This is a genomic window from Modestobacter sp. I12A-02662 (assembly GCF_041028325.1).
In the GTDB taxonomy this organism is placed as follows: Bacteria; Actinomycetota; Actinomycetes; order Mycobacteriales; family Geodermatophilaceae; genus Modestobacter.
The window spans coordinates 1-23,441 of the sequence record NZ_JABGDE010000017.1; the positions used below are offsets into that span (position 1 = coordinate 1).

The 23,441-nt window shown below is 74.3% G+C and carries 23 protein-coding genes; 5 read left to right on the forward strand and 18 right to left on the reverse strand.

Annotated elements, in window-relative coordinates; all coding sequences use genetic code 11:
- From HL189_RS21280 to HL189_RS21315, 8 genes are all read right to left on the reverse strand, one after another.
- Positions 1-1,018, reverse strand: a 1,018-nt coding sequence (locus HL189_RS21280; RefSeq protein ID WP_369135734.1) for an MCP four helix bundle domain-containing protein, incomplete at its 3' end; no start/stop codon positions are given.
- 206 nt (positions 1,019-1,224) lie between these two features.
- Entirely contained in the window at positions 1,225-1,968 is a 744-nt protein-coding gene (gene otsB, locus HL189_RS21285; RefSeq protein WP_369135735.1) for a trehalose-phosphatase, read from the reverse strand.
- A complete protein-coding gene (locus tag HL189_RS21290) occupies positions 1,968-3,359 on the reverse strand; it encodes a trehalose-6-phosphate synthase (protein WP_369135736.1) in 1,392 nt (463 codons plus the stop codon). Before HL189_RS21290 ends, otsB begins: the two co-directional genes overlap by 1 nt.
- Before the next feature lie 92 nt (positions 3,360-3,451).
- Positions 3,452-5,206, reverse strand: a complete 1,755-nt coding sequence (ngg, locus tag HL189_RS21295) for an N-acetylglutaminylglutamine synthetase (RefSeq protein ID WP_369135737.1) — start codon at positions 5,204-5,206, stop codon at positions 3,452-3,454.
- Between the two features lie 94 nt (positions 5,207-5,300).
- On the reverse strand, positions 5,301-6,056 hold the full coding sequence (locus HL189_RS21300) for an ABC transporter ATP-binding protein (protein WP_369135738.1): 756 nt from the start codon (positions 6,054-6,056) through the stop codon (positions 5,301-5,303).
- On the reverse strand, positions 6,053-6,991 hold the full coding sequence (locus tag HL189_RS21305) for an iron chelate uptake ABC transporter family permease subunit (RefSeq protein WP_369135739.1): 939 nt from the start codon (positions 6,989-6,991) through the stop codon (positions 6,053-6,055). Before HL189_RS21305 ends, HL189_RS21300 begins: the two co-directional genes overlap by 4 nt.
- A 130-nt stretch (positions 6,992-7,121) precedes the next feature.
- On the reverse strand, positions 7,122-8,201 hold the full coding sequence (locus HL189_RS21310) for an ABC transporter permease (protein WP_369135740.1): 1,080 nt from the start codon (positions 8,199-8,201) through the stop codon (positions 7,122-7,124).
- Positions 8,202-8,232: 31 nt separating this feature from the next.
- Positions 8,233-9,264 carry a siderophore ABC transporter substrate-binding protein gene (locus HL189_RS21315; protein WP_369135741.1) on the reverse strand — a complete coding sequence of 344 codons (1,032 nt, stop codon included), beginning with the start codon at positions 9,262-9,264 and terminating at the stop codon, positions 8,233-8,235.
- Positions 9,265-9,454: 190 nt separating this feature from the next.
- On the opposite strand from HL189_RS21315, the gene HL189_RS21320 reads away from it, so the two are divergent.
- The 3 genes from HL189_RS21320 (at position 9,455) to HL189_RS21330 (ending at position 11,338) form a co-directional block, all read left to right on the forward strand.
- Positions 9,455-10,447, forward strand: coding sequence for an aldo/keto reductase (locus HL189_RS21320; RefSeq protein WP_369135742.1), 993 nt, complete (start codon positions 9,455-9,457; stop codon positions 10,445-10,447).
- A 62-nt stretch (positions 10,448-10,509) separates the two neighbouring features.
- Positions 10,510-10,875, forward strand: coding sequence for a hypothetical protein (locus HL189_RS21325; protein ID WP_369135743.1), 366 nt, complete (start codon positions 10,510-10,512; stop codon positions 10,873-10,875).
- The gene (locus HL189_RS21330) at positions 10,868-11,338 is read left to right on the forward strand and encodes a hypothetical protein (protein ID WP_369135744.1); all 471 of its coding nucleotides are present in this window, start codon (positions 10,868-10,870) and stop codon (positions 11,336-11,338) included. The genes HL189_RS21325 and HL189_RS21330 overlap by 8 nt, the downstream gene beginning before the upstream one ends.
- A 30-nt stretch (positions 11,339-11,368) precedes the next feature.
- Here HL189_RS21330 and HL189_RS21335 read toward each other — a convergent pair whose 3' ends face one another.
- Positions 11,369-12,127, reverse strand: coding sequence for a hypothetical protein (locus tag HL189_RS21335; protein ID WP_369135745.1), 759 nt, complete (start codon positions 12,125-12,127; stop codon positions 11,369-11,371).
- 158 nt (positions 12,128-12,285) lie between these two features.
- On the opposite strand from HL189_RS21335, the gene HL189_RS21340 reads away from it, so the two are divergent.
- Positions 12,286-14,616: a SpoIIE family protein phosphatase gene (locus HL189_RS21340; RefSeq protein ID WP_369135746.1), complete on the forward strand. Its 2,331-nt coding sequence runs from the start codon at positions 12,286-12,288 to the stop codon at positions 14,614-14,616.
- A gap of 9 nt (positions 14,617-14,625) precedes the next feature.
- On the opposite strand, the gene HL189_RS21345 is transcribed toward HL189_RS21340, so the two are convergent.
- The 9 genes from HL189_RS21345 to HL189_RS21385 form a co-directional block, all read right to left on the reverse strand.
- The gene (locus tag HL189_RS21345; protein ID WP_369135747.1) at positions 14,626-15,144 is read right to left on the reverse strand and encodes a flavin reductase family protein; all 519 of its coding nucleotides are present in this window, start codon (positions 15,142-15,144) and stop codon (positions 14,626-14,628) included.
- A 39-nt stretch (positions 15,145-15,183) separates the two neighbouring features.
- Positions 15,184-16,122, reverse strand: coding sequence for a hydroxymethylglutaryl-CoA lyase (locus tag HL189_RS21350; protein ID WP_369135748.1), 939 nt, complete (start codon positions 16,120-16,122; stop codon positions 15,184-15,186).
- Between the two features lie 76 nt (positions 16,123-16,198).
- Positions 16,199-16,828: a TenA family protein gene (locus HL189_RS21355; RefSeq protein WP_369135749.1), complete on the reverse strand. Its 630-nt coding sequence runs from the start codon at positions 16,826-16,828 to the stop codon at positions 16,199-16,201.
- Positions 16,825-17,574, reverse strand: a complete 750-nt coding sequence (locus HL189_RS21360; RefSeq protein WP_369135750.1) for a glutamine amidotransferase — start codon at positions 17,572-17,574, stop codon at positions 16,825-16,827. Before HL189_RS21360 ends, HL189_RS21355 begins: the two co-directional genes overlap by 4 nt.
- Before the next feature lie 64 nt (positions 17,575-17,638).
- Positions 17,639-18,676: an ABC transporter permease gene (locus HL189_RS21365; RefSeq protein ID WP_369135751.1), complete on the reverse strand. Its 1,038-nt coding sequence runs from the start codon at positions 18,674-18,676 to the stop codon at positions 17,639-17,641.
- Positions 18,673-19,449, reverse strand: a complete 777-nt coding sequence (locus tag HL189_RS21370; protein WP_369135752.1) for an ATP-binding cassette domain-containing protein — start codon at positions 19,447-19,449, stop codon at positions 18,673-18,675. Before HL189_RS21370 ends, HL189_RS21365 begins: the two co-directional genes overlap by 4 nt.
- Before the next feature lie 4 nt (positions 19,450-19,453).
- Complete coding sequence (locus HL189_RS21375) at positions 19,454-20,479, reverse strand: substrate-binding domain-containing protein (protein WP_369135753.1); 1,026 nt, start codon at positions 20,477-20,479, stop codon at positions 19,454-19,456.
- Positions 20,480-20,579: 100 nt separating this feature from the next.
- Entirely contained in the window at positions 20,580-21,470 is an 891-nt protein-coding gene (locus HL189_RS21380; RefSeq protein ID WP_369135754.1) for a carbohydrate kinase family protein, read from the reverse strand.
- On the reverse strand, positions 21,467-22,306 hold the full coding sequence (locus HL189_RS21385) for a BtpA/SgcQ family protein (protein ID WP_369135755.1): 840 nt from the start codon (positions 22,304-22,306) through the stop codon (positions 21,467-21,469). The genes HL189_RS21380 and HL189_RS21385 overlap by 4 nt, the downstream gene beginning before the upstream one ends.
- A 128-nt stretch (positions 22,307-22,434) precedes the next feature.
- Between HL189_RS21385 and HL189_RS21390 the strand changes: the two genes are divergently transcribed.
- Positions 22,435-23,439: a LacI family DNA-binding transcriptional regulator gene (locus HL189_RS21390; protein WP_369135756.1), complete on the forward strand. Its 1,005-nt coding sequence runs from the start codon at positions 22,435-22,437 to the stop codon at positions 23,437-23,439.
- Positions 23,440-23,441: the final 2 nt, after the last annotated feature.

Sequence of the window (23,441 nt, forward strand, 5' to 3'; positions counted from 1 at the left end):
CGCCCGCCGCCACCGTGCCCACGTTCCGCGACACCTCCTCCGCCGCCGCCGACACCACACCCGACTGCGCGGAGGTCTCCTCCGCCGACGCCGAGATCTGCGCCGAGGACGCCGACAGCTCCTCCGACGACGCCGCCACCGCGTCCGCGGAGCCGGCGACGGTGGTCATCAGGCCGCGCAGGTTGTGCACGGCGGCGTCGAGCGAGGCGCCCATCAGGCCCAGCTCGTCACGGGTGTGCAGCCCGCTGGACCGGGTCAGGTCGCCCTCGGCCAGCGCGTCGGTGACCGCCCTGACCCGCCCCACGCTGCGGGCGATGCCCCGCGCCACCGCGAACCCGAGGCCGAGCGCGACGGCGACGCCGACGACGAGGACGACGAGGGCGACGGTCCGCTGCGACTGGTACTCGGACCGCGCCTCCGCCGCGGCGTCCGCAGCGGCCTGCTTCTCGAGACCGACCAGCTCGTTGAGCGAGTCCTCCACCTGCGCGGCGACCGGGGAGACCTGGGTGGTGTTGGCCGCGTTCCAGCCGACGACGTCGCCGGTCAGGGCCAGCGGAGCGAGGACGTCGACGCTCAACTGCTCGTACTGGGTGAAGGACGCGGCGGCCGAGTCGGCCAGCGCCCGCTTCTCCGCGGTCAGCTCGAGGGCCTCGTAGGAGGAGTGCGCGGCCTCGAACCGCTCCCCCGCGGCCACGACGTCCTCCACCGCCTGCTGCGCACCGGGAGAGCCGAGCTGGAGGACCACGTTCCGCGCACCCACTCGCATGTCCTTGACCGCGCCGCGCATGGCGGTGGCCTCGACGATGCCCTGGACGTTGGCGGAGTAGAGGTGCTGCGTCCGGTCGGCTCCGCTGCCCATGGCCGTCAGCCCGGTGAACCCGACGACCCCGGCGACGAGACCGGCGGCACCGACGGCGGTGAGGATCTTCGTGCTGACCCCGCGGTCGCCCCACCAGGAGGCCTTGCCGCCGGAGGCGCTGTCGTCGGGGGAGAGGGCGGCGCGCGGATGGTCGGCCATGGTGGAGCTCCTGGGGTCGGGCGGGTCGAGGTGATCGGTGCTGCCGGCGCGCGTTCGACATCGAGCCGCTGGCTCCAGAGGTGCCTGCCCGGCGCGGCACGGGTTTCATCGGCACGCCCGCCTACCGGTACAGCCGGCCGGCCGGACTCTGCCCGGAAAGTCCGGCGGGGCGCGCCGGAAGGCGTCTCGGCGCCGTGTCGACACGCTCAGCCGGCGAGCGCGGCCACCAGACGCTCGAGCACCGCGCGGACGCCGTCCAGGCCGGCCACCCGGTGGGCGGCGTCCGTCGGCCCCGCGCCGACCTTGACGCCCACCCCGTCGGCGTCCAGCGCGCGGAAGGCGTCCTCGTCGGTCACGTCGTCGCCGAGGTAGAGCACGCCGCGGGCGCCGAGCTCGCGGGCGAGCTGGGTGAGCGCCGTCCCCTTGTCGGCGTCGGTGACCGCGAGCTCGAGCACGTCCTTCCCCGGCTTGGCCGTGTGGTGCGGCCCGCCCGCGGCGGCGGCGCGCTCCAGCAGCGCCCGCCCGGCGGCCGGGTCGGCGACGGTGCGGACGTGCACGGCGACCGCGGCCGGCTTGACCTCCAGGCGGGCGCCGGGCACCGCGTCGACCAGCGGGGACAGGGCCGCGACGAGCTCGTCGCGGGCAGCCTGCAGCTCGCCGGTCAGCGGCCCGTCGAACTCCGCCCCGTGGCTGCCGATCCACCGGAAGGGCCCGGTGAAGCCGCTGGTCTGCTGCAGGTCGGCGACGCCCCGACCGCTGACCACCGCCACCGTGACGCCGTCGACCGCGGCCAGCCGGGCGAGCAGCTCGGGGACGCCGGACTCGGGGACGGCGGCCGCCGGGTCGTCGACCAGCCGGGCGAGGACGCCGTCGTAGTCGCTGGCCAGCAGCAGCGGACGCCGGGTCGCCAGGTCGTCCAGGGCCCGGGTGAGCCCGGGCTCCAGGCCCATCAGGCCCGGGCCTGCAGCGAGTCGAAGAAGGAGTTGGCCCAGTGGTCCAGGTCGTGCCGGGCCACGTGCCGCCGCATCGCGCGCATCCGCTTGGTCGCCTCGGCCGGGTCCATCCGCAGCGCCCGCAGCAGCTGGTTCTTCACCCCGGCGATGTCGTGCGGGTTGACCAGCAGCGCCTGCTTGAGCTCCGCCGCGGCGCCGGCGAACTCGCTGAGCACCAGCACCCCGCCCAGGTCGCCGCGCGCGGCGACGTACTCCTTGGCGACCAGGTTCATCCCGTCGCGGTACGGCGTCACGAGCATGACGTCGGCCGCCCGGTACATCGCGGCCAGCTCCTCGCGCGGCATCGACTGGTTGAAGTAGCGGACGGCGGACCCGGCGATCGAGCCGTACAGCCCGTTGATGTGCCCGACCTGCTGCTCGATGGTCTCCCGCATCGTGACGTAGTGCTCGACCCGCTCCCGGCTGGGGGTGGCCACCTGCACGAACGTCGTCCCCGGCGCCTCGATCGCGCCGTCCTCCAGCAGCTCCTGGAACGCCTCCAGCCGGACGGCGATCCCCTTGGTGTAGTCCAGCCGGTCGACCCCCAGCACGATCTTCTCCGGGTTGCCCAGCTCGGCCCGGATCTCCTTGGCCCGCGCGAGGACCTCCGGGGAGCTGGCCAGCTCGTCGAAGGAGCGCACGTCGATGGAGATCGGGAATGCCTTGGCCACCACCGTGCGGCCCTCGTAGGAGACGGTGTTGCCCTTGGTCGGCAGGTCGTGCAGGCGGCGGGCCAGGGTCACGAAGTTGCTGGCCGCGGTGGGCAGCTGGAAGCCGATGAGGTCGGCGCCGAGCAGGCCCTCCACGATGGCCGAGCGCCAGGGGAGCTGGGAGAACAGCTCGAAGGGCGGGAAGGGGATGTGCAGGAAGAACCCGATGGTGAGGTCGGGACGGCGCTGGCGGAGCAGCGCCGGGACCAGCTGCAGCTGGTAGTCGTGCACCCAGACGATCGCGCCCTCGCCGGCGACCTCGGCGGCCCGCTCGGCGAACCGCCGGTTGACCTGCACGTAGGAGTCCCACCAGGCCCGGTGGTACTCGGGCTTCTCGACGACGTCGTGGTACAGCGGCCACAGCGAGGCGTTGGAGAACCCCTCGTAGTAGCGGTCCACCTCGTCCTCGGACAACCCGACCGGGACCAGGTGCATCCCGCCGGAGTCGAAGGGCTCCGGGGCCTCGCCGGCCGAGCCGGACCAGCCGACCCACGCGCCGCCGCGGCCGGCGACGAACGGCTCGAGGGCGGTGACCAGCCCGCCCGGGCTGCGCTGCCACCGCGTCGTCCCGTCGGGGTCGGTGACCTGGTCGACCGGCAGCCGGTTGGCCACCACCACCACGGGGCTCTCGGCTGCCACTCGTTGCTCCCCGCGCTCGGCTGGCATTCCGTCGCTGACCCTACGCAACCCGGTGCCCGGTTGGCTCGCCACCGCCCCTGCAGGACCCCGGCTCAGCGCCGGCGGGTCTCCGGGAACAGCAGGTCGACGAAGCGTTCGGCGGTCGGCTGGGGCTCGTGGTTGGCCAGCCCCGGGCGCTCGTTGGCCTCGATGAAGACCGCCTCGGGCCCCTCGACGTCGGGGACCAGGAAGTCCAGCCCGGTCACCGGGATGCCGATGGCCCGGCTGGCCCGCACCGCCGCGTCCCCGATGTCCGGGTGCAGCCGGTCGGTGACGTCGACGATCGTGCCGCCGGTGTGCAGGTTCGCCGTCCGCCGGACCCGCAGCCGCGCACCGACGGGCAGGACGTCGTCCATCCCGTGGCCCGCGTCGGCGACGACCTCGGCGGTGGTGTCGTCCAGCGGGATCTGCGACTCCCCGCCGGTGGCCCGCTCGCGGCGCCGGCTGGTCTCGCGCACCAGGGCGGCGACGTCCCGGCGCCCGTCCCCGACCACCTCCGCCGGCCGGCGCAGCGCGGCGGCGACCACCTCGTGGTCGATGACCACCACGCGCAGGTCCTCGCCGGGGACCAGCTCCTCGACCAGCACGTCCGGGCAGTGCTGCAGCGCCAGCTCGACGGCGCGCGCCAGCCCGTCGGCGTCCCGGACACCGACGGTGATGCCCTGGCCCTGCTCCCCGCGGGCCGGCTTCGCGACCAGCGCGCCGCACTCGGCCAGCAGCCGCTCGGCCGGGGCGAGGTCGTCGCCGGTGACCACCGCCGCCCGCGGCACCCGCACCCCGGCCCGCTCGACGATCCGGCGGGTGACCCGCTTGTCGTCGCAGCGGCTCATCGCCACCGCGCTGGTCAGCTCGGACAGCGACTCCCGGGTGAGCACCGAGCGCGCACCCCAGCTCAGCCGCAGCTCACCCCACTCGGCGTCGGTCACCTCCACCCGGATCCCGCGGCGCAGCGCCTCGTCGGCGACGAGCCGGGCGTAGGGGTTGAGGTCGGTCAGCCCGCGCGGGGGAGCGGCGAACAGCGGGGCGTTGATCGGGTTCTTGCGCTTCACGCAGACCGCGGGGACCCGTCCGAACCCCAGCTTCCGGTAGAGCGCGATGGCGGCGTGGTTGTCGTGCATCACCGAGAGGTCGAGATGGGACCGCCCGCGGGCGACGTAGCGCTCGGCGAGCACCCGGACGAGCGCCTCGCCGGTGCGTGGTGGCGCGTCCTGCGGGTCGACGGCCAGGCACCACAGGCTCGTGCCGCCGTCCGGGTCACCGAAGGCGAGCCCGTGGTCCACGCCGGTCACCGTGCCGACGATCGTGCCGGTGCGGGAGTCCTCGGCGACCAGGTGGGTGTACGCCCGGGTGCGGTGGTTGGCCCACATGGTGGCCGGGTCGCCGGCGACCAGGCCGGTCCGGGTGTAGAGCTCCACGATCCGGTCCATCTCCGCCGCGGAGGTCACGGTGCGGACGAAGACCCCGCGGATGAGCTCAGCGCGCGGCCGGTAGCGGTGCAGCGGGAGCCGGTAGACGAACGACGGGTCGATGAACAGCTCGTCCGGGGCCAGGCCGACCAGCACCTGCGCGTCCCACGGGTAGACGCAGATGTCCCGCCGTCCGGACTCCTCGGCGCGCAGCGCGGCGACGATGCCCTCGAGGTCGTCGAAGGTCTGGCCGAAGACCAGCCGGCCCCACCCCATGTCCAGCACGACGTCCGCGCCCATGTCCTGCCGCTCCCGCGCGGTGGGCCGGCGCCAGGACCGGCTGGTCAGCGGATCGGGGGAGCGACGGGAGCGGTGGCCGGCGAGCCGACGGGTGCTGCTCACCCCGCCCATCGTGCCGGAGTGCGGGGTGAGGGGGACGACCGGCCGTGGTGGCCGACATGGCCGGTCGCTGGTTCCACGTGGAACGGGGAGCCGCTCAGTAGTAGACGGCGAGGCGGCCGCGCGGCCCGTCGACGACCTCGACCTCGGTGTCGAAGACCCGGGTGAGGACGTCGTCGGTCATCATCTCGCCCGGCGTGCCGACCGCCACGACGCGACCGTCCTTCATCGCGCAGATCCGGTCCGCGTAGTGCCCGGCGAAGTTGATGTCGTGCAGGACGATCACGATGGTCCTGCCCAGCTCGGTCGCGGCGCGGGCGAGGTGCTGCATCATCTGGACCGAGTGCCGCATGTCCAGGTTGTTGAGCGGCTCGTCGAGGAGGACGTACTCCGTGTCCTGCGCGAGGACCATCGCGACGTAGGCACGCTGGCGCTGACCGCCGGAGAGCTGGTCGAGGTAGCGGCCCTCGAGCTCGCCGAGGTCCAGGAAGTCGATCGCCCGGCTGATGTGCTCCTCGTCCGCCGGGGTGAGCCGGCCCCGGGAGTGGGGGAACCGGCCGAAGCCCACGAGCTGGCGCACCGTGAGGCGGGTGACGAAGTGGTTCTCCTGCCGGAGGATCGAGATGATCTTCGCGAGGTCCTTGGAGCCGGTGCGCGCGACGTCGTAGCCGGCGATCTCGATCGTCCCCTCGTCCATCCCGAGGAGCCGCCCGATCATGGTGAGCAGGGTGGACTTGCCGGCACCGTTGGGGCCGACGAGGGCCGTGATCCCGCCGACGGGGATGGTGAGGTCCAGCGGCCCGATGGCGACCTCTTCGCTGTACTTCTTGACCACCCCGGTGGCTGTGATCACAGACGTCCCTTTCGGAGGATGTGGACCAGGAAGAACCCGCCCCCGACGACCTCGATGATGATCCCGACCGAACCCTCCGCGTAGAACAGGTGGCGGAGGACGAAGTAGGCGCCGGAGAGCACCACGAACCCGGTCAGCCAGGCGACGGGGAAGACGTACCGGTGGTCGTGGGTGTCGGCGAGCTGGTAGGAGAGCATCGCCACCAGGAAGCCGAGGAAGGTCAGCGGGCCGACGAGCGCGGTGGAGACGGCCATGAGGACCGAGACCAGGAGCAGGACCTTCATCGTCTCGCGCCGGTGGTCGAGCCCGAGGTTCACCGCCGCCTCGCGACCGAGGGCGAGGACGTCGAGCCGCCGCGCGTCCAGCCACAGGCACCCACCGGCCAGCGCGACCAGCGGGACGGCGAGGGGCAGGTAGCCGGCGTCCGCGTTGGAGACGTCGCCCAGCAGCCGGGCGGTCAGGACGTCGAACTCGCTGGGGGAGAGCAGCCGCTGCATGAACGTGGCCACCGCACCCAGGCCGCCACCGAGGATGATCCCGATGAGCAGCATGATCTGCAGGTTCGCGAACCTGCCCGAGAGCAGCCAGCCGTAGAGCAGCGCGGCGAACACGACCATCAGCAGCACCTGCAGCAGGAACTGCAGGCCGCCCTGGACCGCGACGACGCCGGCGGCCCCGAGCAGGAAGACCGCGCCGGTCTGCACGAGCCGGTACAGCGACTCGAAACCCATGATCGACGGGGTGATGATCCGGTTGTTCGCCGCCGTCTGGAAGCTCACGGTCGCGATCCCCTGGCAGAACGCCACCAGGAGCATGACCACCAGGTTGGTGCTGCGCATCTCTGCGATGAGCCAGAACCCCTCGCTGCCGACCGGCATGGGGTTGCCGTAGGCGAGGTTGCCGGCCCCGGAGGCCGCGGCCAGCACGGCGAGCACCGCGACGACGGTCCAGTACCGGCGTCGGGCGCGACCGGACGGCAGGGCGCCCGACCGGCGTCCGGACCGGCCCCCGGGCGCGTCCGGGCTCCGGGTGGACGGTCGCTGCCGCCGCGTCCCCTGCCTGGTGTCAGCCACGACGACGCTGCCGGAGGAGGAGGGTGATGAACACGGCGGCGCCCAGCACCGCGAGGATCAGGGAGACCGGCACCTCGAACGGCATGATGATCGTGCGGCCGACGATGTCGCACAGCGTGACGACGGAGATGCCGAGCAGGCACACCCACGGCAGGTTGCTGCGCAGGTCGTCCCCGCGGAACATCGAGACGATGTTGGGCACGATGAGCCCGAGGTAGGGCAGGTTCCCGACGACCACCGTGACGACGCCGGTGGCGACCGCGATGAGGCCGGTGCCCAGCAGGACGATCCGGCCGTAGTCGAGGCCCACGTTGGTGGACACCTCCTCGCCGAGACCCGCGACGGTGAACCGGTCGGCGACGAGGAAGACGACGACGCCGACGACGGCGACCACCCACAGCGGCTCGTACTGGCCGCGGAGCACGGAGGTGAAGCTGCCGGCGAACCAGATGCCCATGCTCTGCAGCAGGTCGGTCCGGAGTGCGATGAAGGTGGACACGGCCCCGACGACGGCGCCGAGCATGATCCCGACGATCGGCACGATGACCGACGACTGGAGCGTGACCCGGCGGAGGAACGCGAAGAAGACCATCGTCCCGAGGAACGCCGCGACGCAGGCGCCGGTCATCCTCACCAGGAGCGAGGCGTCCGGCATGAGGATCATGACGCCGAGCAGGCCCAGCCCGGCCCACTCGGTCGTGCCCGTGGTCGTGGGCTCGACGAACCGGTTCTGCGTGAGCAGCTGCATCACCAGACCGGACATGGCCATGGCGGCGCCGGCCAGCACGAGGGCGATCGTCCGCGGGATGCGGGTGATCGCGAACATCTCCCCGCCGTCGTCGGAGCCGAAGATGTCGTAGACCCCGACGAAGAGCGAGGCGATCACGAGCCCGGCGGTGACGACCGCGCCGATCAGGAGGGGCCAGGAGAAGAGCGGCCCCCGGGCGGGCGAGGCCGGTCGGGTGGCCGTCGCCGTGCCGCGGGTCGTCCGGTCCGTGCGGGTGGGGCCGGACACCGCCGGAGAGGCCCAGCGGCGGTCGCCGCTGGGCCTCTCCGGGGAGGAGGCGTCCATCTCAGGACAGCTGGGATGCCGCGGGGCGGTGCTAGTTGCTCGCCTCCATGGCGTCGGCCAGGGTGTCGAGGAACTCGGTGTAGGTGAGGATGCCCTCGTTGAGGTAGGTGTCCTGCGGTGCGTAGACGATCTGCCCGTCCCGCACCGCCGTGGTGTTCTGCAGGGCCTGGGAGCCGGCCAGCAGCTCGTTCGCCGGGGTGTACGCCTCCCCGGAGTTCGCGGCGACGCCGGCATCGCGGTCCATGACGAGGACCCAGTCGGGGTCGGCCTCGGCGATCGCCTCGACGCTGATGTCGTCACCGTGCGACTCGTCCTCCGCCGCGACCTCGAGAGCCGGTGTGAGGCCGAGGATGTCGTACAGCGGGCCCAGGGTGCGGCCGGTGGACGGCGCCACGTAGCTGATCTCGCCACCGGAGGTGAGCACGGCCATGACGGTGTCCGCGGGGTCGTAGGCGGCGATGACCCGCTCCGCGGCGGCGTCGAAGTCGTCGACGAGCTGCTGGGCGTCGTCCTCGTGACCGAAGATCTCGCCGAGGGCCAGGGTCTGCCGCTTGAGCTCGTCGGCGAAGGGCTCGCCGTCCCGGGGGTCCAGCTCGACGATCGCGGCGTCAGGCACGAGCTTCCTGAAGTCCTCGTGGTACTGCGAGAAGCGCTGGCCGTTGACGATGAGGTCCGGCTCCGCCGCGACGACGGCCTCGAGGTCGGGCTCGTTGTGCGTACCGAGGTCGATGACGGAGTCGTCGGTCTTGTAGGACAGGTCGGCCGGCATGAGGGCCACGGCCCCGGCGGAGAGCTCGACACCCCAGCTGTCGAGCAGCTCGAACGTGCGGTTGTCGGTGGCCACCACGCTCGTCGGGGGCACCGGGACCGTCTGGGTGCCGTGGTTGTCCTCGATCTCGACGGTTGCCGGGCCGGTCGCGGCCGCCTCCTCGGGAGCCTCCGCGGCGGAACCGCACCCGGCCAGGCCGAGGGTGAGCGCAGCCGTGGCGGCCACGGCCACCGAGGGGCGGCGGTGCCGGGCGGAGCGGGCGGCCACTCCGGTGGCACGGGTCGAACGGCGCATCAAGGACTCCATCGTCGGGCGTCGAGGAAGGCAAGGCTGACCTCAGTAAGCGGAGCCTAACCTGACAGCTGCGCAGGCTGTGGACCAGGTCCGGACGCATCCGGGGCCGGTGATCCGGGCCACTGCCGCGCGGGCACGGTGCCGGCCCCGGGTCGGGTTGCGCGCCGGCCACCGCGGGCAGGGCCCTCCCATGCAGACACGCAGACTGCGCGACCTGACCGTCTCCGCCCAGGGCCTGGGCTGCATGGGGATGAGCGAGTTCTACGGCACCGGCGACCAGACGGAGGCCGAGCGCACCATCCACCGGGCGCTCGACCTGGGCGTCACGTTCCTCGACACGGCCGACATGTACGGCCCGTTCACCAACGAGCGGCTGGTCGGCCAGGCCCTCGCCGGCCGCCGGGACGAGGTGGTGCTGGCCACCAAGTTCGGCAACGAGCGCGGCGAGGACGGCTCCTTCCGCGGCATCAACGGCCGGCCGGAGTACGTCCACCGGGCCTGCGACGCCTCGCTGCAGCGGCTCGGCGTCGACGTCATCGACCTGTACTACCAGCACCGCGTCGACACCGCGGTGCCCGTCGAGGACACCTGGGGCGCGCTCCGGGAGCTGGTCGAGGCCGGCAAGATCCGGCACGCCGGCATCTCGGAGGCGGCACCGGAGACGATCCGGCGGGCGGACGCCGTCCAGCCGGTGACCGCCGTCCAGACCGAGTACTCGCTGTGGAGCCGCGACCCCGAGGACGACGGCGTGCTGGCCACCTGCGCCGAGCTCGGGATCGGGTTCGTCGCCTACTCGCCGATCGGCCGCGGGTTCCTGTCCGGGCAGATCCGCAGCATCGACGACCTGGCCCCCGACGACTTCCGGCGGCACAACCCGCGCTTCCAGGGGGAGGCCTTCGTGCGCAACCTGGAGCTGGTCGACCGGGTGCGCGCGCTCGCCGACGCCAAGGGCGTCACCGCCACGCAGCTGGCGCTGGCCTGGGTTATGGCCCGGTCCGGCGCGGACGGGAACCCCGCGATCGTGCCCATCCCGGGGACCAAGCGGGTGCGCTACCTGGAGGAGAACGCCGCGGCCGCCGACGTCGAGCTGACCGCCGAGGACCTGCGCGCCCTCGACGAGGCGGCCCCCGCCGGCGCCACCGCCGGGGACCGCTACCCCGACATGTCCACCGTCCACCGCTGAAGGGGCGGCCAGGCCGGCAGGCAGGATGGCCGGGTGCACCCCCGTTCCTCCCGCCGCCTCCGGTGAGCACGCCCCTGGTGGCGGCCGCGACCGTCGTCGCCCTCGTCCTCGCCGCGGTGGGCGGGGTGAGCACCGGGATGCGCCGGCGCATCGGCTCGGCGCACGTGGCCGGGGCGGTGCTGCTCGAGGCGCTGCTGCTCGTGCAGGCCGCCGTCGTCGTGGTGGGCATGGCCGGCGGCCACCGTCCGGCCGAGCTGGCCACCTTCCTGTCCTACCTGGTCAGCGTGGTGCTGCTCCCGGTGGCCGGGCTGCTCTGGGCGCGCAGCGAGCCGACCCGGTGGGCGGGGACCGTGCTCGGGGTGGCCGCGCTCGCCGTCACCGTCATGCTGTGGCGGCTGCTGGACCTGTGGGAGGTGACCCGTGGCTGAGCGACCGGGCCCGGAGCCGACCGGCGCGCTGGGCGGTCCGGCCGCCGAGCGGGCGGGCGGGACGGCGGACACCTCCCGCGGCCCGGGGCGCGTGCTGGTCGCCGTGTACGCGGTGTTCGCGCTGGCCGCGGGCGCGCGGGCCGCGGTGCAGCTGGCCACGCGGTTCGGCGAGGCACCACTGGCCTACCTGCTGTCCGCGTTCGCCGCCGCGGTGTACCTGGTGGCCGCCGTGGCGCTGTCCCGCGGCGGGCGGGGCGGGCGGCGCACCGCGCTGGTCGCGTGCATGGTGGAGCTGGTCGGCGTCCTCGTCGTGGGCACGCTCTCGCTGCTCGACCCGGCCGCGTTCCCGGACGAGACGGTGTGGTCGAACTACGGCCAGGGGTACCTGTTCATCCCGCTCGGGCTGCCGGTTCTGGGGCTGCTGTGGCTGCGGCACCAGGCGGAGGCCGACCGGGCCCGCTGACCCCTGGGTGCCGGGGATAAGCGGGGCGGGTCAGAACTCGCCGCCGAAGTCCCCACCACCGAAGTCCCCGCCGCCGAAGTCCCCGCCACCGTCGTCGTAGCCGCCACCACCGTCGCCGCCGTCACCGGCGCCGTCCTGGTAGCCCTCGGCGTAGGCCTCCTCGTCGCCGCCGCCGAACAGGCCGCCGTCCCCGAGGCCGGTGTCGAACAGCGCGTCGGCCACCGCGGTGCCGACGACGACGCCGGCGACCGTGCCGAGCAGGCTGCCGCCGATCATGCTGCCCATCCCCATGCCGCCACCCATGCCGCCACCCCAGCCGTAGCCACCGGGGCCGTAACCGCCGGGGCCGTAACCACCCTGGCCGTACCCCGGGCCGCTGAAGGTGCGCTCGAGGAAGCCCGGCTGCCGGAACTCGGCCCGGGTCGCCGCGCGCGCCAGGGTCTGCGGGTCGTCACCGCGGGGACGCTCACCGGGCGGGACCGCCGAGGAGAGCTGCTCGAGGACCTGCCGGCGCTGGTCGGGGGTCAGCTTGGCGAAGGCCTCGGCGTGCGCCGCCTCGACCTGGTCCGGAGGAGCGGTGCGCAGCAGGTAGCGGTAGCGCTCGATCGCCTGCTCGTCCGCCGAGCGGGCGGGCTGCCGGCCGTACCCCTGCTGGCCGTACCCCTGCTGGCCGTACCCTTGCTGGCCGTACCCCTGCTGGGGGTACTGCTGCGCGTACTGGCCGCCGTGGCCGGGGCCGTACGGGGAACGACGCTGACCGCGACCGAACAGCCTGTCCAGGAGTCCCATGGCACGTCCTCTCCCGGGAGCCGTGCTCCCGTCTCCGCCGCCCGGCACGACGAGTGGGACCGGCCGGGCGTTCCCGCCCTACCCCCGGGCCGCCCGGGTGGAACCCGCGTGCCACCCGGTCGGTGGTGGGCAACCGGGTGCCCGGCTACTGTCCTGCCGTGCGGGAGGACCTGGGGGCCTCGGTGGAGCCCGACATCGCCACCGTGCCGCCGGAGGCCGCCGCGGTGGTCGCCGCGGCCGGCGCACCCGTGACCCCGGAGGACAGCGACCAGCAGGCGTCGATCGTCGGGGCGGCCGAGGCGGCCGTCTCGGCGACCAGCACCCAGCGCGGAGCGCAGGCCGCGCTGCCTGCCGTGCTCGCCGACGTGCCGGTCGCCGTGCTGGTCATCGACCGGGCCACGGACACCGTCACCTACGCCAACACGGCGGCGATCGAGCTGGCGGGCAACGTCGGCCTGCCGGTGCCGGTCGACGTCTGGGGAGCGGCGGCCGGGCTCACCGACCTGACCGGCGCCCCGCTGGCCAGCACCGGCAACCCGCTGTCCCGGCTGGGCCAGGGGCGCCCGGTGACGGGTGAGGCCGTGCGCCTGTCCGGCCGGCGCAGCACCGACGGGGCGCGCGCGTCGGCGACGGCGGACGACGCCGATCTCCTGCTCTGGGTCACCGGCTTCCCGCTGTCCCAGTCCGCCAGCGAGCAGCAGCTGGCGCTGGTGGTCTTCCTCCAGCTGGAGGACGGCGACGGGCTCGGGGACCCCGAGGCGCAGCTGCGGGCGCTGCGGGAGCGCGCGGTCGTGGCCACCGACATCGCCTTCACGATCACCGACCCCCGCCAGCCCGACGACCCGCTGGTGTGGGTGAACCCGTCCTTCAGCCGGATGACCGGCTACGGCTACGAGGAGAGCGTGGGGCGCAACTGCCGCTTCCTGCAGGGTCCGGCGACCGACCGGGAGACCGTGGCCCGGCTGCGCGAGGCGCTCCGGGCCCAGCGGCCGACGACCGTCACGCTGCTCAACCACCGCAAGGACGGCACCGCCTTCTGGAACCACCTGTCGGTCACGCCGGTGTTCGACGGCGCGGGGGAGCTGGTCAGCTTCGTCGGCGTGCAGACCGACGTGACCGAGCGGGTGCGCGTCGAGGACGACCGGGCAGCCGCGTTCGCCGCGGAGCGGGCGGCCCGGCACGAGGCCGAGGTCGCGCACGCCGCCGCGGAGCGCGCCCGGGTGGACGCCGAGCGGGCGCAGAGCCGGCTGGCGCTGATGGCCGAGGCGACCAGCACGCTCAGCGCCACCCTCGACATGGACGACCTCCTCGACCGGCTGGCCGGGCTCTGCGTGCCGCTGCTGGCCGACTGGGTGTTCCTGACCCTCGCCGACGAGCACGGCGCCATCACGGGCACGGCGGCCACCCACCGCCGGGGGCTGCAGTCCGAGCTGCACGACTTCGCCGTCCGGTGGCTGGCCGACGCGCCCACCCGCTCGCCCGCGCGGCGGGTGCTGCGCACCGCGGAGCCGGTGCTCACCGACCCGGTCACCCCCGGGTGGCTCGAGCAGGTGCTGCCCAACCCGGCCACCCGCGCGGCCCTGGACCGGCTCGGGATCTGCTCGATGCTGACCGTCCCGCTCACCGCCCGGCGGCGCACCCTCGGGGTGCTGTCCCTGGTCGCCGAGCAGCCGGAGCGGCGGTTCACCACCGAGGACGTCGACCTCACCCGGGACCTGGCCCGGCGGGCGGCGATGGCGATGGACAACGTGCGGCTCTACCAGCAGGAGCACACGGTCGCCGAGACCCTGCAGCGCTCGCTGCTCCCGCAGCTGCCGGAGATCCCCGGGCTCAGCGTCGCCGGGCACTACCTCAGCGCGTCCAGCGGGGCGGACGTGGGCGGCGACTTCTACGACCTGCTGCACCTCCCCGACGGGTCGGTGGGCATCGCGATCGGCGACGTCGTCGGCCACGACGTCGCCGCGGCCGCCGCCATGGGACACCTGCGCGGCCTGCTGCGCGCCGTCGTCTGGGACGCCGGGGACGCCGACCCCGGCGAGCTGCTCGGCCGGGTGGACCGGCTGGTGCAGGGCCTGCACGTGGCCCCGCTGGCGACGATGGCCTACGCCCGGGCCGTGCCGCCGGCGACCGCGGGGGACCCCTGGCGGCTGACCCTGGCCAACGCCGGCCACCCGCCGCTGGCGCTGCGCGCGCCGGACGGGACGGTGCGGCTGCTCGACGGGGTCAGCGGGCTGCTGGTGGGGGTCCGGGAGGGCGCGCGCCGGGTCTCGGCGACCGTGGACGTCGTCCCGGGGTCGACGCTCGTGGCCTTCACCGACGGGCTGATCGAGCGACCGGGGCTGGACCTGGACGCAGGGCTGGCCGAGCTCGCCGGCCGGCTGGCCGCGGCGCCGGCCGACGCGGCACCCGCCGAGCTGTGCCTGCACGCCGTGGGCCCGGCGCCGGACCGGCGGGACGACGTCGCGGTGCTCGCCGTCCGCTTCTCCTAGATCCCCCGTTCAGCCCTCCAGCAGGGCCGACTGCAGGCCGTAGCTGCCGCGGTGGAACAGCAGCGGGGTGCGCCGGGCGTCCGCGCCCAGGTCGAGCACCCGGGCCACCACGATGGTGTGGTCACCGCCGTCGTACTCCGCCCACAGCTCGCTGTCGATCCAGGCGACCACGCCGTCGAGCATGGGGGAGCCGTGCGGGCTGGGCGCCCAGGAGACGCCGGCGAACTTGTCGCTGCCGGAGCGGGCGAACTGCGCGGAGAGGTCGCTCTGCCCCTCCGCCAGGACGTTGACGCAGAACCGCCCGGCGTCGCGCAGCTGCGGCCACGTGCGGGAGCTGCGCGCCGGGGCGAAGGCGACCAGGGGAGGGTCCAGCGACAGCGAGCTGAACGACTGGCAGGTGAAGCCGGCGGGCCCGGCCGGCCCCGTCGCGGTCACCACGGTCACCCCGGAGACGAAGTTGCCGAGCACGCTGCGCATGACCTCCGGTCCCACCACGGGCGGGGGGACGTGCGCCTCGTCTGCCGTCACGCCCCCGATCCCATCACGGACCGGCATGCGCAGCCGGACTCAGGCCGGGACGACGGCGCCACGCGGCACGTTGGCCCCGCCGGCCCGGTACAGCGAGCTGGGCAGGGGGTGGCCGACGGCCCGCTCGGTGGCCGCCGCCGCGCCGAGCACCGCGTCCAGGTCGATGCCGGTCGCGACCTCCGCGTCGGCCAGCCAGTAGACGAGCTCCTCGGTGGCGATGTTGCCGCTGGCGCCGGGGGCGAACGGGCAGCCGCCGAGGCCGCCGACCGAGGCGTCCAGCTGGGTCACCCCGGCCTGGATCGCCGCCAGGGCGTTCGCCTGCCCGGTGCCGCGGGTGTCGTGGAAGTGGACGCCCAGCGGCATGCCGGGGCAGGCGCGGCGGACCGCGTCGAGCAGCCGGATCACGCGCACCGGCGTCGTCGTCCCGATCGTGTCACCGAGGCAGAGCGCGTCGGCGCCGGCGGTCACCGCGGCCCGGGTGGCGTCGACGGTGCGGACGACGGGGGTGCGGCCCTCGAACGGGCAGTCCCAGGCGGTCGCGACGATGACCTCCAGCGAGCCGCCCGCGGCGTGCGCCAGGTCCGCGATCTCGCCGACCGCGGCGACCGCGTCCGCGGTGGGCCGGCCGGCGTTGGCCCGGCTGTGCGAGTCGGAGGCGGAGACCACGTACTCCAGGTGCGCGATGCCGGCGTCGACGGCCCGCACCGCGCCCCGGGTGTTGGCGACCAGGGCGGAGAAGTGCACGCCGTCGAACCGGTGCAGCTCGGCGGCGACCTGGTCGGCGTCGGCCAGCGCCGGCACGGCCTTCGGCGAGACGAACGACGTCACCTCGATCCGCCGCACGCCGGTGGCCACCAGTGCCTCCAGCATCGCGAGCTTCCCGGCCAGCGGGACGGGCTCCTCCAGCTGCAGGCCGTCGCGCATGCCGACCTCCCGCACGTCCACCTCGGTGGGCAGGACCAGGTCGAAGTCGTTCACGCAGGCCTCCTCGTACGTCGTCGTCCCCGCCATTCTGCGCCCCGCCCGGGACGCCGGTTCCACGTGGAACCCCGGCTCAGCCGTGGACGGCGTCGTGGAACGCGATCTCGGCCTCCAGGACGGCGCCGAACCAGCGGTCCAGCGCGTCGTCGGGCACGGCGGCCGGGTGCAGCGCGTCGACGTCGGCCCGCAGCGCGGTGACCTGGCCGAGGAACGTCTCCCCGGCGTGCAGGTCGATCCAGGCCTGCAGGTCCGGGTGCCGTCCCGCCGGGACGGCGGCCGCAGCGGTGCACCAGCGGGCGTACATCGTCTCCGCCGCGAGCATGCCGGTGAGCGCGGCCGGCCGCCCGGCGTCCCCCACCTGGCCCAGGACGACGTCGGAGAGCGCGGCCGCCCGCGCGAGGACCGCCGTCCCGTCCGGCACCGGCCAGCGGTGCCGCAGCCCGGCGAAGTAGTCCCGCTGCTCGGTGACCAGGTTGGACAGCGACCGCGCCGAGGGCAGCAGCTCCTCCCAGGTGGGCGACTCCCACACCACCCGGCCCAGCACCCGCGAGGCGGTCAGCACGAACGCCTCCTCAACCAGCAAGTACCGGGCGAAGTCGCCGTCGCTGAGGCTGCCGTCGGTGGCCTCGCGGACGAACCGGATGCCGCACGCCCGGTCGAGCAGCGCGGCGTGCCGCTCGACCAGGGCGGCGGACCGGCTCATCCGCGCACCAGCCAGCGGACCAGGCCGTCGAACAGGTCGGCGTAGCCCTTCCACTCCTCGCAGAAGGCCGGCGGCGCCCAGTGCGGCGAGCAGTCCGAGGTGAACACCCCGGCCCGGCCGCTGCCGAAGGGCGCCACCGCGACCAGCGGGTCGTCGCCGACCCGGGCCGGCACCTCGGCGCCGCCCTTGGCCACGACCCGGTTGTAGCCCAGCAGCAGCGGCCAGTCCGCGCCGGCGCCACCGAGCGCCGGGTGGTCGGGGTCGTCGACGGTGGGGACGATGCCGGCCGGCTGCTCGACCCGGTCGTCCTCGGCGAGCATGGTGACCGGCAGGACCTCGGCCAGCACCGTCTGCCGGAACGCCGCCCGCGCCTGGAACCCGCTGAAGGACAGGTACCCGCCGATCATCAGCAGCGCGCCGCCGCCGGCCACCCAGTCGCGCAGCGCGGCGAGCCGGTCCTGCCCGGGCACCGACCCCTCGAAGACGCCGGGGGCCAGCTGGATCGAGTTGGCGCCGATGTCGGAGAGGACCACCAGGTCGTACCGGTCCAGGGCGGCGGCGTCCCCCGGGAAGCCGGTGGGCACCAGGTGCGCCGGGAGGTGGACCACCTCGTGCCCGCGGGCGGTCAGGGCGTCGCGCAGCGGGCCGACGCCCTCCACGTACGAGTGCACGGAGAACTCGTCGACGCCCTTCACGTGCGTCGAGGTGGTCATCCAGCTCTCGCCGGCGATCAGGATCCGGGCCATGGTCAGGAGTCCTTCCGTAGGGCGCGCTCGGCGAGCGCACGGGGGTGGTGGGTCGGGCGGGCGGTCACCGGGCTCCGGTCAGCTTCCGCAGCACGGAGCCGAGGTCCGCGCCGCGCAGGTTGACCCAGATGACGACCACGAGCACGGTGCCGGTGATGATCGGCGTCAGGTACGGGCTGACGCTCATCAGGGTCAGCCCGTTGGCGATGAGCCCGGTGAGGACGGCGCCGATCAGCGTGCCGACGATCGTGCCGCGGCCGCCGAGCAGGCTCGTGCCGCCGAGGACGACGGCGGCGATCACGGTGAGCTCGAAGCCCTGCGCGGCGTTCGCCGAGCCGGAGCCGAGCCGGGCGGCGATGAGGATGCCGGCGACGCCGGCGGCGAGCCCGGAGAAGCCGAGGGCGGCCATCTTCACCAGCCGCACGTTCACCCCGGCCCGCCGCACCGACTCCTCCGCTGAGCCGATGCCGATGACGTACTGGCCGAACCGGGTGTGGTGCAGCAGGACCACGCCGACGACGGCGAACCCGAGTGCGATCCAGGCGCTGCTGGAGAGGCCGAACCACCTGGCCGAGCCGAGCCGGGCGAACGCCGTCCACGACTCGATGGGCACCGAGAACCCCTCGGTGGTGAACAGGGCCAGCCCGCGCACCACCGAGAGGGTGGCCAGCGTGACGATGAACGCGGGGATCCGCTGGTAGGCGGTGAACCACCCGTTGACCAGGCCCCAGCCCAGGCCCATGGCCAGCCCGGCGAGGAAGACCAGCGAGGAGTCCCAGCCGGCGACCAGCAGCTGCGCGCAGGTGGCCGAGACGAACGCGACGATCGACCCCACCGACAGGTCGATCTGGCCGGCGGTGATCACGAACGTCATGGCGACGCCGACGATGAGCGCAGGAGCGACCTGGGTGGCCAGGTTGGACACGTTGCCGAAGGTCAGGAAGTTGTCGCTGGCCAGCGAGAAGAAGACGAAGACCAGCAGGGTCACCCCGGCCATGACCAGGGTGGCCTTGTTGGTGCGCTCCCACCAGGAGCGCTGCTGGGCCAGCCGGGCGACGGCGGGGGCCGGGGCGCCGGTGGCGGGTGCGGTGGTCGCGGTCATGCCGTCGCCTCCTGCTGGGTCTGCGTGGTCGGCTCCGCGGGCACGCCGGTCCGGGTGATCAGGCCGACGAGCGACTCGATGTCGAGCTCGCCGATCGGCACGTCGTCCACGCTCTGGCCCTCGTACATGACGGTGATCCGGTCGCAGACCCGGAACAGGTCCTGCAGCCGGTGGGTGACGAGGACGACGCCCACCCCCTGGGCCGCCACCTCGGTGATCAGCCGCAGCACCGACTCGACCTCGGCGACGGCCAGCGCCGCCGTCGGCTCGTCGAGGATGAGCACGTCGGGGGCGAAGGAGACGGCCCGGGCGATCGCCACCGTCTGGCGCTGGCCGCCGGAGAGGGTGCCGATCTCCTGGTGCGTGCTGGTGACCTTGACGTGCAGGTCGGCGAGGATCTGCGCCGCCTGCTCGTGCATCCGGCGGCGGTCGATGAACGGGCCGCGCCGGGGCTCGCGGCCCAGGAACAGGTTGCTCGCGACGTCGAGCGTGTCGCACAGCGCCAGGTCCTGGTAGACGATGCCGATCTTCTCGGCCTGGGCCTCGGCGGGGTTGCTGAACCGGATCGGGCGGCCCTTCACCCGGATCTCGCCGTCGTCGTGCTGGACCGCGCCGGCCAGCACCTTCATCAACGTGGACTTGCCGGCACCGTTGTCACCGACGAGGCCGAGGACCTCCCCGCGTCGCAGGGTCAGGTCGACGCCCCGCAGCGACCGCACCGGCCCGTAGGACTTGGTGATGCCGGTCAGCTCGACGAGGAGGTCCTCGGTCATCGGGTCAGCCCTCCAGGTAGAAGGTGAAGTCGTCGACGTTGTCCGGCGTGACGATGTGGATGTCGACCGGGTTGTCGCGCTCGACCGGGTTGCCGCACGCCAGGTCGATCGCGGCGGCCATCGACTTGTAGCCGAACTCGAAGGTGTCCTGCTGGACGACGCCGGTGATCCAGCCGTCCCGCAGCCCCTCCACGGCCGGGTCGGAGAGGTCCCAGCCGACGACGTTGATCCGGTCCTGCGCGTTCTGGCTGCGCACGGCGGCCGCCAGGCCGATCAGGGCCGGCTCACCGGTGGCGTACGCGTACTCCAGGTCCGGGTTCCCGGTGAGCAGGTTCTCCGCGGCACCCTGGGCGGTCTCCTGCACGTTCTTGCCGTCGACCACGGTGCCGACGGTCATGCCGCCGGCGGTGACGGCGTCCTCGAAGCCCTTCTGCCGCTCCAGCTGGATGGTGCTGTTCAGCGCGCCGACGACGCCGACCTCGCCGGTGCCGCCGGACTGCTCCAGCAGCGCCTCGCCCAGCTGCGCGCCGCCCTCGGCGTTGGCGGTGCCGACCTGCGCGTCGACCGCCGGGTCGTCGACGATCGCGTCGACGGCGACCACCGGGATGCCGGCCGCGTCGGCGTCCCGGATCGCCGGCTTGATGCCCTCGGTGTCGACCGCGGCGACGATGATCGCGTCGACGCCGTCGGCGACCAGGGTGTCGATCGCGTTGGCCTGGGTGACCGAGTCGTCGTTGCCGCTGATGATCTGCAGCTCGACGCCCTGCTCGTCGGCCATCGCCTGGGCGGCCTCGTTGATCTGGTTGAAGAACAGGGCCTGCAGGTTGATGGTGACCAGGCCGACCCGCAGCGGGCCGTCGGTGGGCTCGCAGCCGACCGGCTGCACCGAGGGCTCGGGCAGCGAGCCGCCGGCCGCGGAGCTCTCCGCGGCGGACGGGCCGCCGGACGACGACGGCTCGGGCGGGGCGCTGTCGCAGGCGGCGAGGGTGAGCAGGCTGATGCCTGCCGCGAGGACGAGGGGACGCTTCACGGATCCTCCTACGGGACCGGTCGGGACGGAGGCGGTGCGGGGGTGCGGCGGTGCCGGAGTGCCTCGGTGCGGGAGTGCCTCGGTGCGGGAGTGCGGTGGCTCAGGGGGCCGGCGTCGCGGCGGGCTGCGCCAGCGCGGCGTCGACGAGGTCGGGGGAGGGCGCCCCGCGGGCGCCGCGGACGGTGCAGGACAGGCTGGCGGCCGCGCCGGCCCGGACCGCCGCCCGGGCCGGGGGGAGGCCGGCGTCCAGCCCGGCGAGGTAGGTGCCGGTGAAGCAGTCCCCGGCGCCGGTGTCGTCGACGACGTCGACCGGCAGCGCGGGCTCGGTCACGAGCCGGCCGTCGGCGCCGTGCAGGGTCCAGCCGGCCGGCCCGTCGGTCACCACGAGCGTGGTGCGCCGGCCGGTGGCCAGCCCGGGCCAGCTCGCCGGCGGGACGCCCAGCAGCTGCTCCAGCCGGGCCCGCCCGACGACGACGTGGTCGGCCCGGCCGATCGCGGCCAGGGCGGCCGCCCGGTCGTCGCAGCCGTCGAGGTCCACCGCGAGCGTCACCCCCGGGCGGGCCGCGCCGGCGAGCGCCGCGGCCCGGTAGCCGTCGAGGTAGAGGTACCCCCCGCCCGCCGCGGCGAGCCGGTCGGCCACGGCGGCGACGGAGGCGGCGTCCAGGGCGTCGTCCTGGCTGACCACCGAGCGCCGGCCCGCGCCGTCGACGAGCACGATCGCGGTGGACAGGAACGCCGTGCGCGCCGTCCACCCGACGTCCGCGCCGTCGGCGGCGAGCTCGGCGAGGAACCGGTCGGACACCGGGTCGGCGCCCACCACCCCGGCGAACGCGACGTCCGCGCCGGCGCGGGCCGCGGCGGACGCGGCGTTCGCGGCCATGCCGCCGGACAGGTGCTCCACCGCGGTGGCGTGCACCCGCTCGTCCGGGCGGGGGAAGCGGGGCACGCGCCCGACGACGTCGAGGTTGGCGTACCCGCAGAAGACGATCACCGCCCCGCACCCCGGGCGACGGCGCGCACCTTATCCGGCGCCACGCGACCCCACCAGCGGCCGTTCTCCTTGGCCGCCGAGGCCACGATCGCCCCGTCGCACTCGCGCAGCAGCGGGCCGACGTTCTGCGGGTCGATCCCGCTGCCGATGATCACGGGGAGCTGCGTGTGGTCGCGGATGCCGACGACCTCCTCGACCGAGGTGGCGTGACCGGTGCGGGACCCGGTGGCGATGAGGACGTCGGCGTCGAAGAACTCGGCGTCCTCGGTCTGCTCGGCCAGTGTCCGGTCGGCGACGATCGCGTGGGCACCGTGTTTCACGTGGACGTCGGCGAAGACCTTCACCGGCTCGGCCCCGATCGCGTGCCGGTAGCGCGTGGTGGTCGCCGCCTGACCCTCGATGACCCCCTCGTTGGCGACGTAGGCGTTGACCCACTGGTTGACCCGCACCCACCCGGCGCCGGCGGCCCAGGCGGACGCGACGGAGCACCGACCGGCGTTCGACAGCACGCTGACGCCCACCGACGGGCCGAGCTCCGCCACCACCGCGGCGGTGATGACGCCCATCGCCGCGGCCACCTCGTAGCCGTGCTGGCCGGGCTTGAGGAAGGGCAGGTCCCAGTGGTTCTCCACGATCACCGAGTCGAAGCCGTTGTCGACGTAGGTCCGGGCCTCCTCGACGGCGAACCGGCAGAGCTCGGCCACCGGCTGGCCGCGGTAGGACGGGCTCCCGGGGAGCGGGGGCAGGTGCACCGCGCCGACCAGCACCTTCTCCGAGGCGAACAGCTCGGCGATCGCCGAGGGCTTGCGGGGGTAGACCCCGAGCGGTCCGGTCACGTCCACCACTCCGATGTAATCGATTGCCCGACCACGGGGACGCTAGCCCTCCAGGCCCTGGTGCCGTCAAGAGGCAATCGTTTACCTTCAGGATGACGATCGACCGCGACGGACGGGCAGGAGGGCGCGTGCAGAGGGTGACGATCCGCGACGTAGCCGAGCGGGCGCAGGTCTCGACCGCCACCGTCTCGCGCGCGCTGTCCGGGGCCAAGCCGGTCAGCCCGGCGGTCCGCGAGCAGGTGCAGCGCGCCGCCGACGAGCTCGGCTACGCGGGCAACGGCATCGCCAGCGCCCTGCGGCGCAGCCGCACCGACACCGTCGGCATGCTGGTGCCCAGCATCGCCAACCCGTTCTTCACCGGCCTGGTCGAGCACGTCGAGCACGCGCTGCAGCAGGTCGGCCGGCAGCTGTTCCTGTGCTCGTCCCGCTCCGACCCGGAGCTGGAGGCCCAGCGCCTGCGCAGCCTGGTCGCCCGGCAGGTCGACGGCATCGTCATCAGCCCGGTGCACGGCAGCCTGAGCACCCCCGCCGTCCAGCGCGCCGCCGCGGAGCTCCCGCTCGTGCAGGTCGACCGGTACGTCACCGGCGTCGACAGCGACTGGATCGGGGTGGACGACGACGCGGCCCTGGACCTGGTGATGACCCACCTCGCCGAGCGCGGAGTCCGCAGCGCCGCCTTCGTCAGCTCGCAGCTGACCAACTCCTCCACCGAGCTGCGGCTCGCCGGGTTCCGCCGGCACGCAGCGCGGCTGGACGTCGCGGTACCCGAGGGGCACGTCCTGCTCGGCGAGTACTCCATCGAGTGGGGACGGGAGGCGGCGGCCGGCCTGATCGCCACCGCGGGCCTGCCGGACGCGGTGGTGTGCGCCGACGACCTCATCGCGCTGGGCGTGCTGCAGGCGTGCGCCGCGGCCGGCGTCGCCGTCCCCGGCGACGTGCTGGTCACCGGGTTCGACGACATCCCCTACTCGGCGCTGTCCGCCCCGCCGCTGACCACCGTGCACCAGCCCCAGGCCGAGATCGCGGCCGAGGCGGTGCGGCTGCTCTCCCGCGTGCTGGGCGACGAGCCGACGGCGCACGACCGGGTGGCGCTGCGGCCGACGCTCACCGTGCGGGCGAGCACCGGCGGCTGACG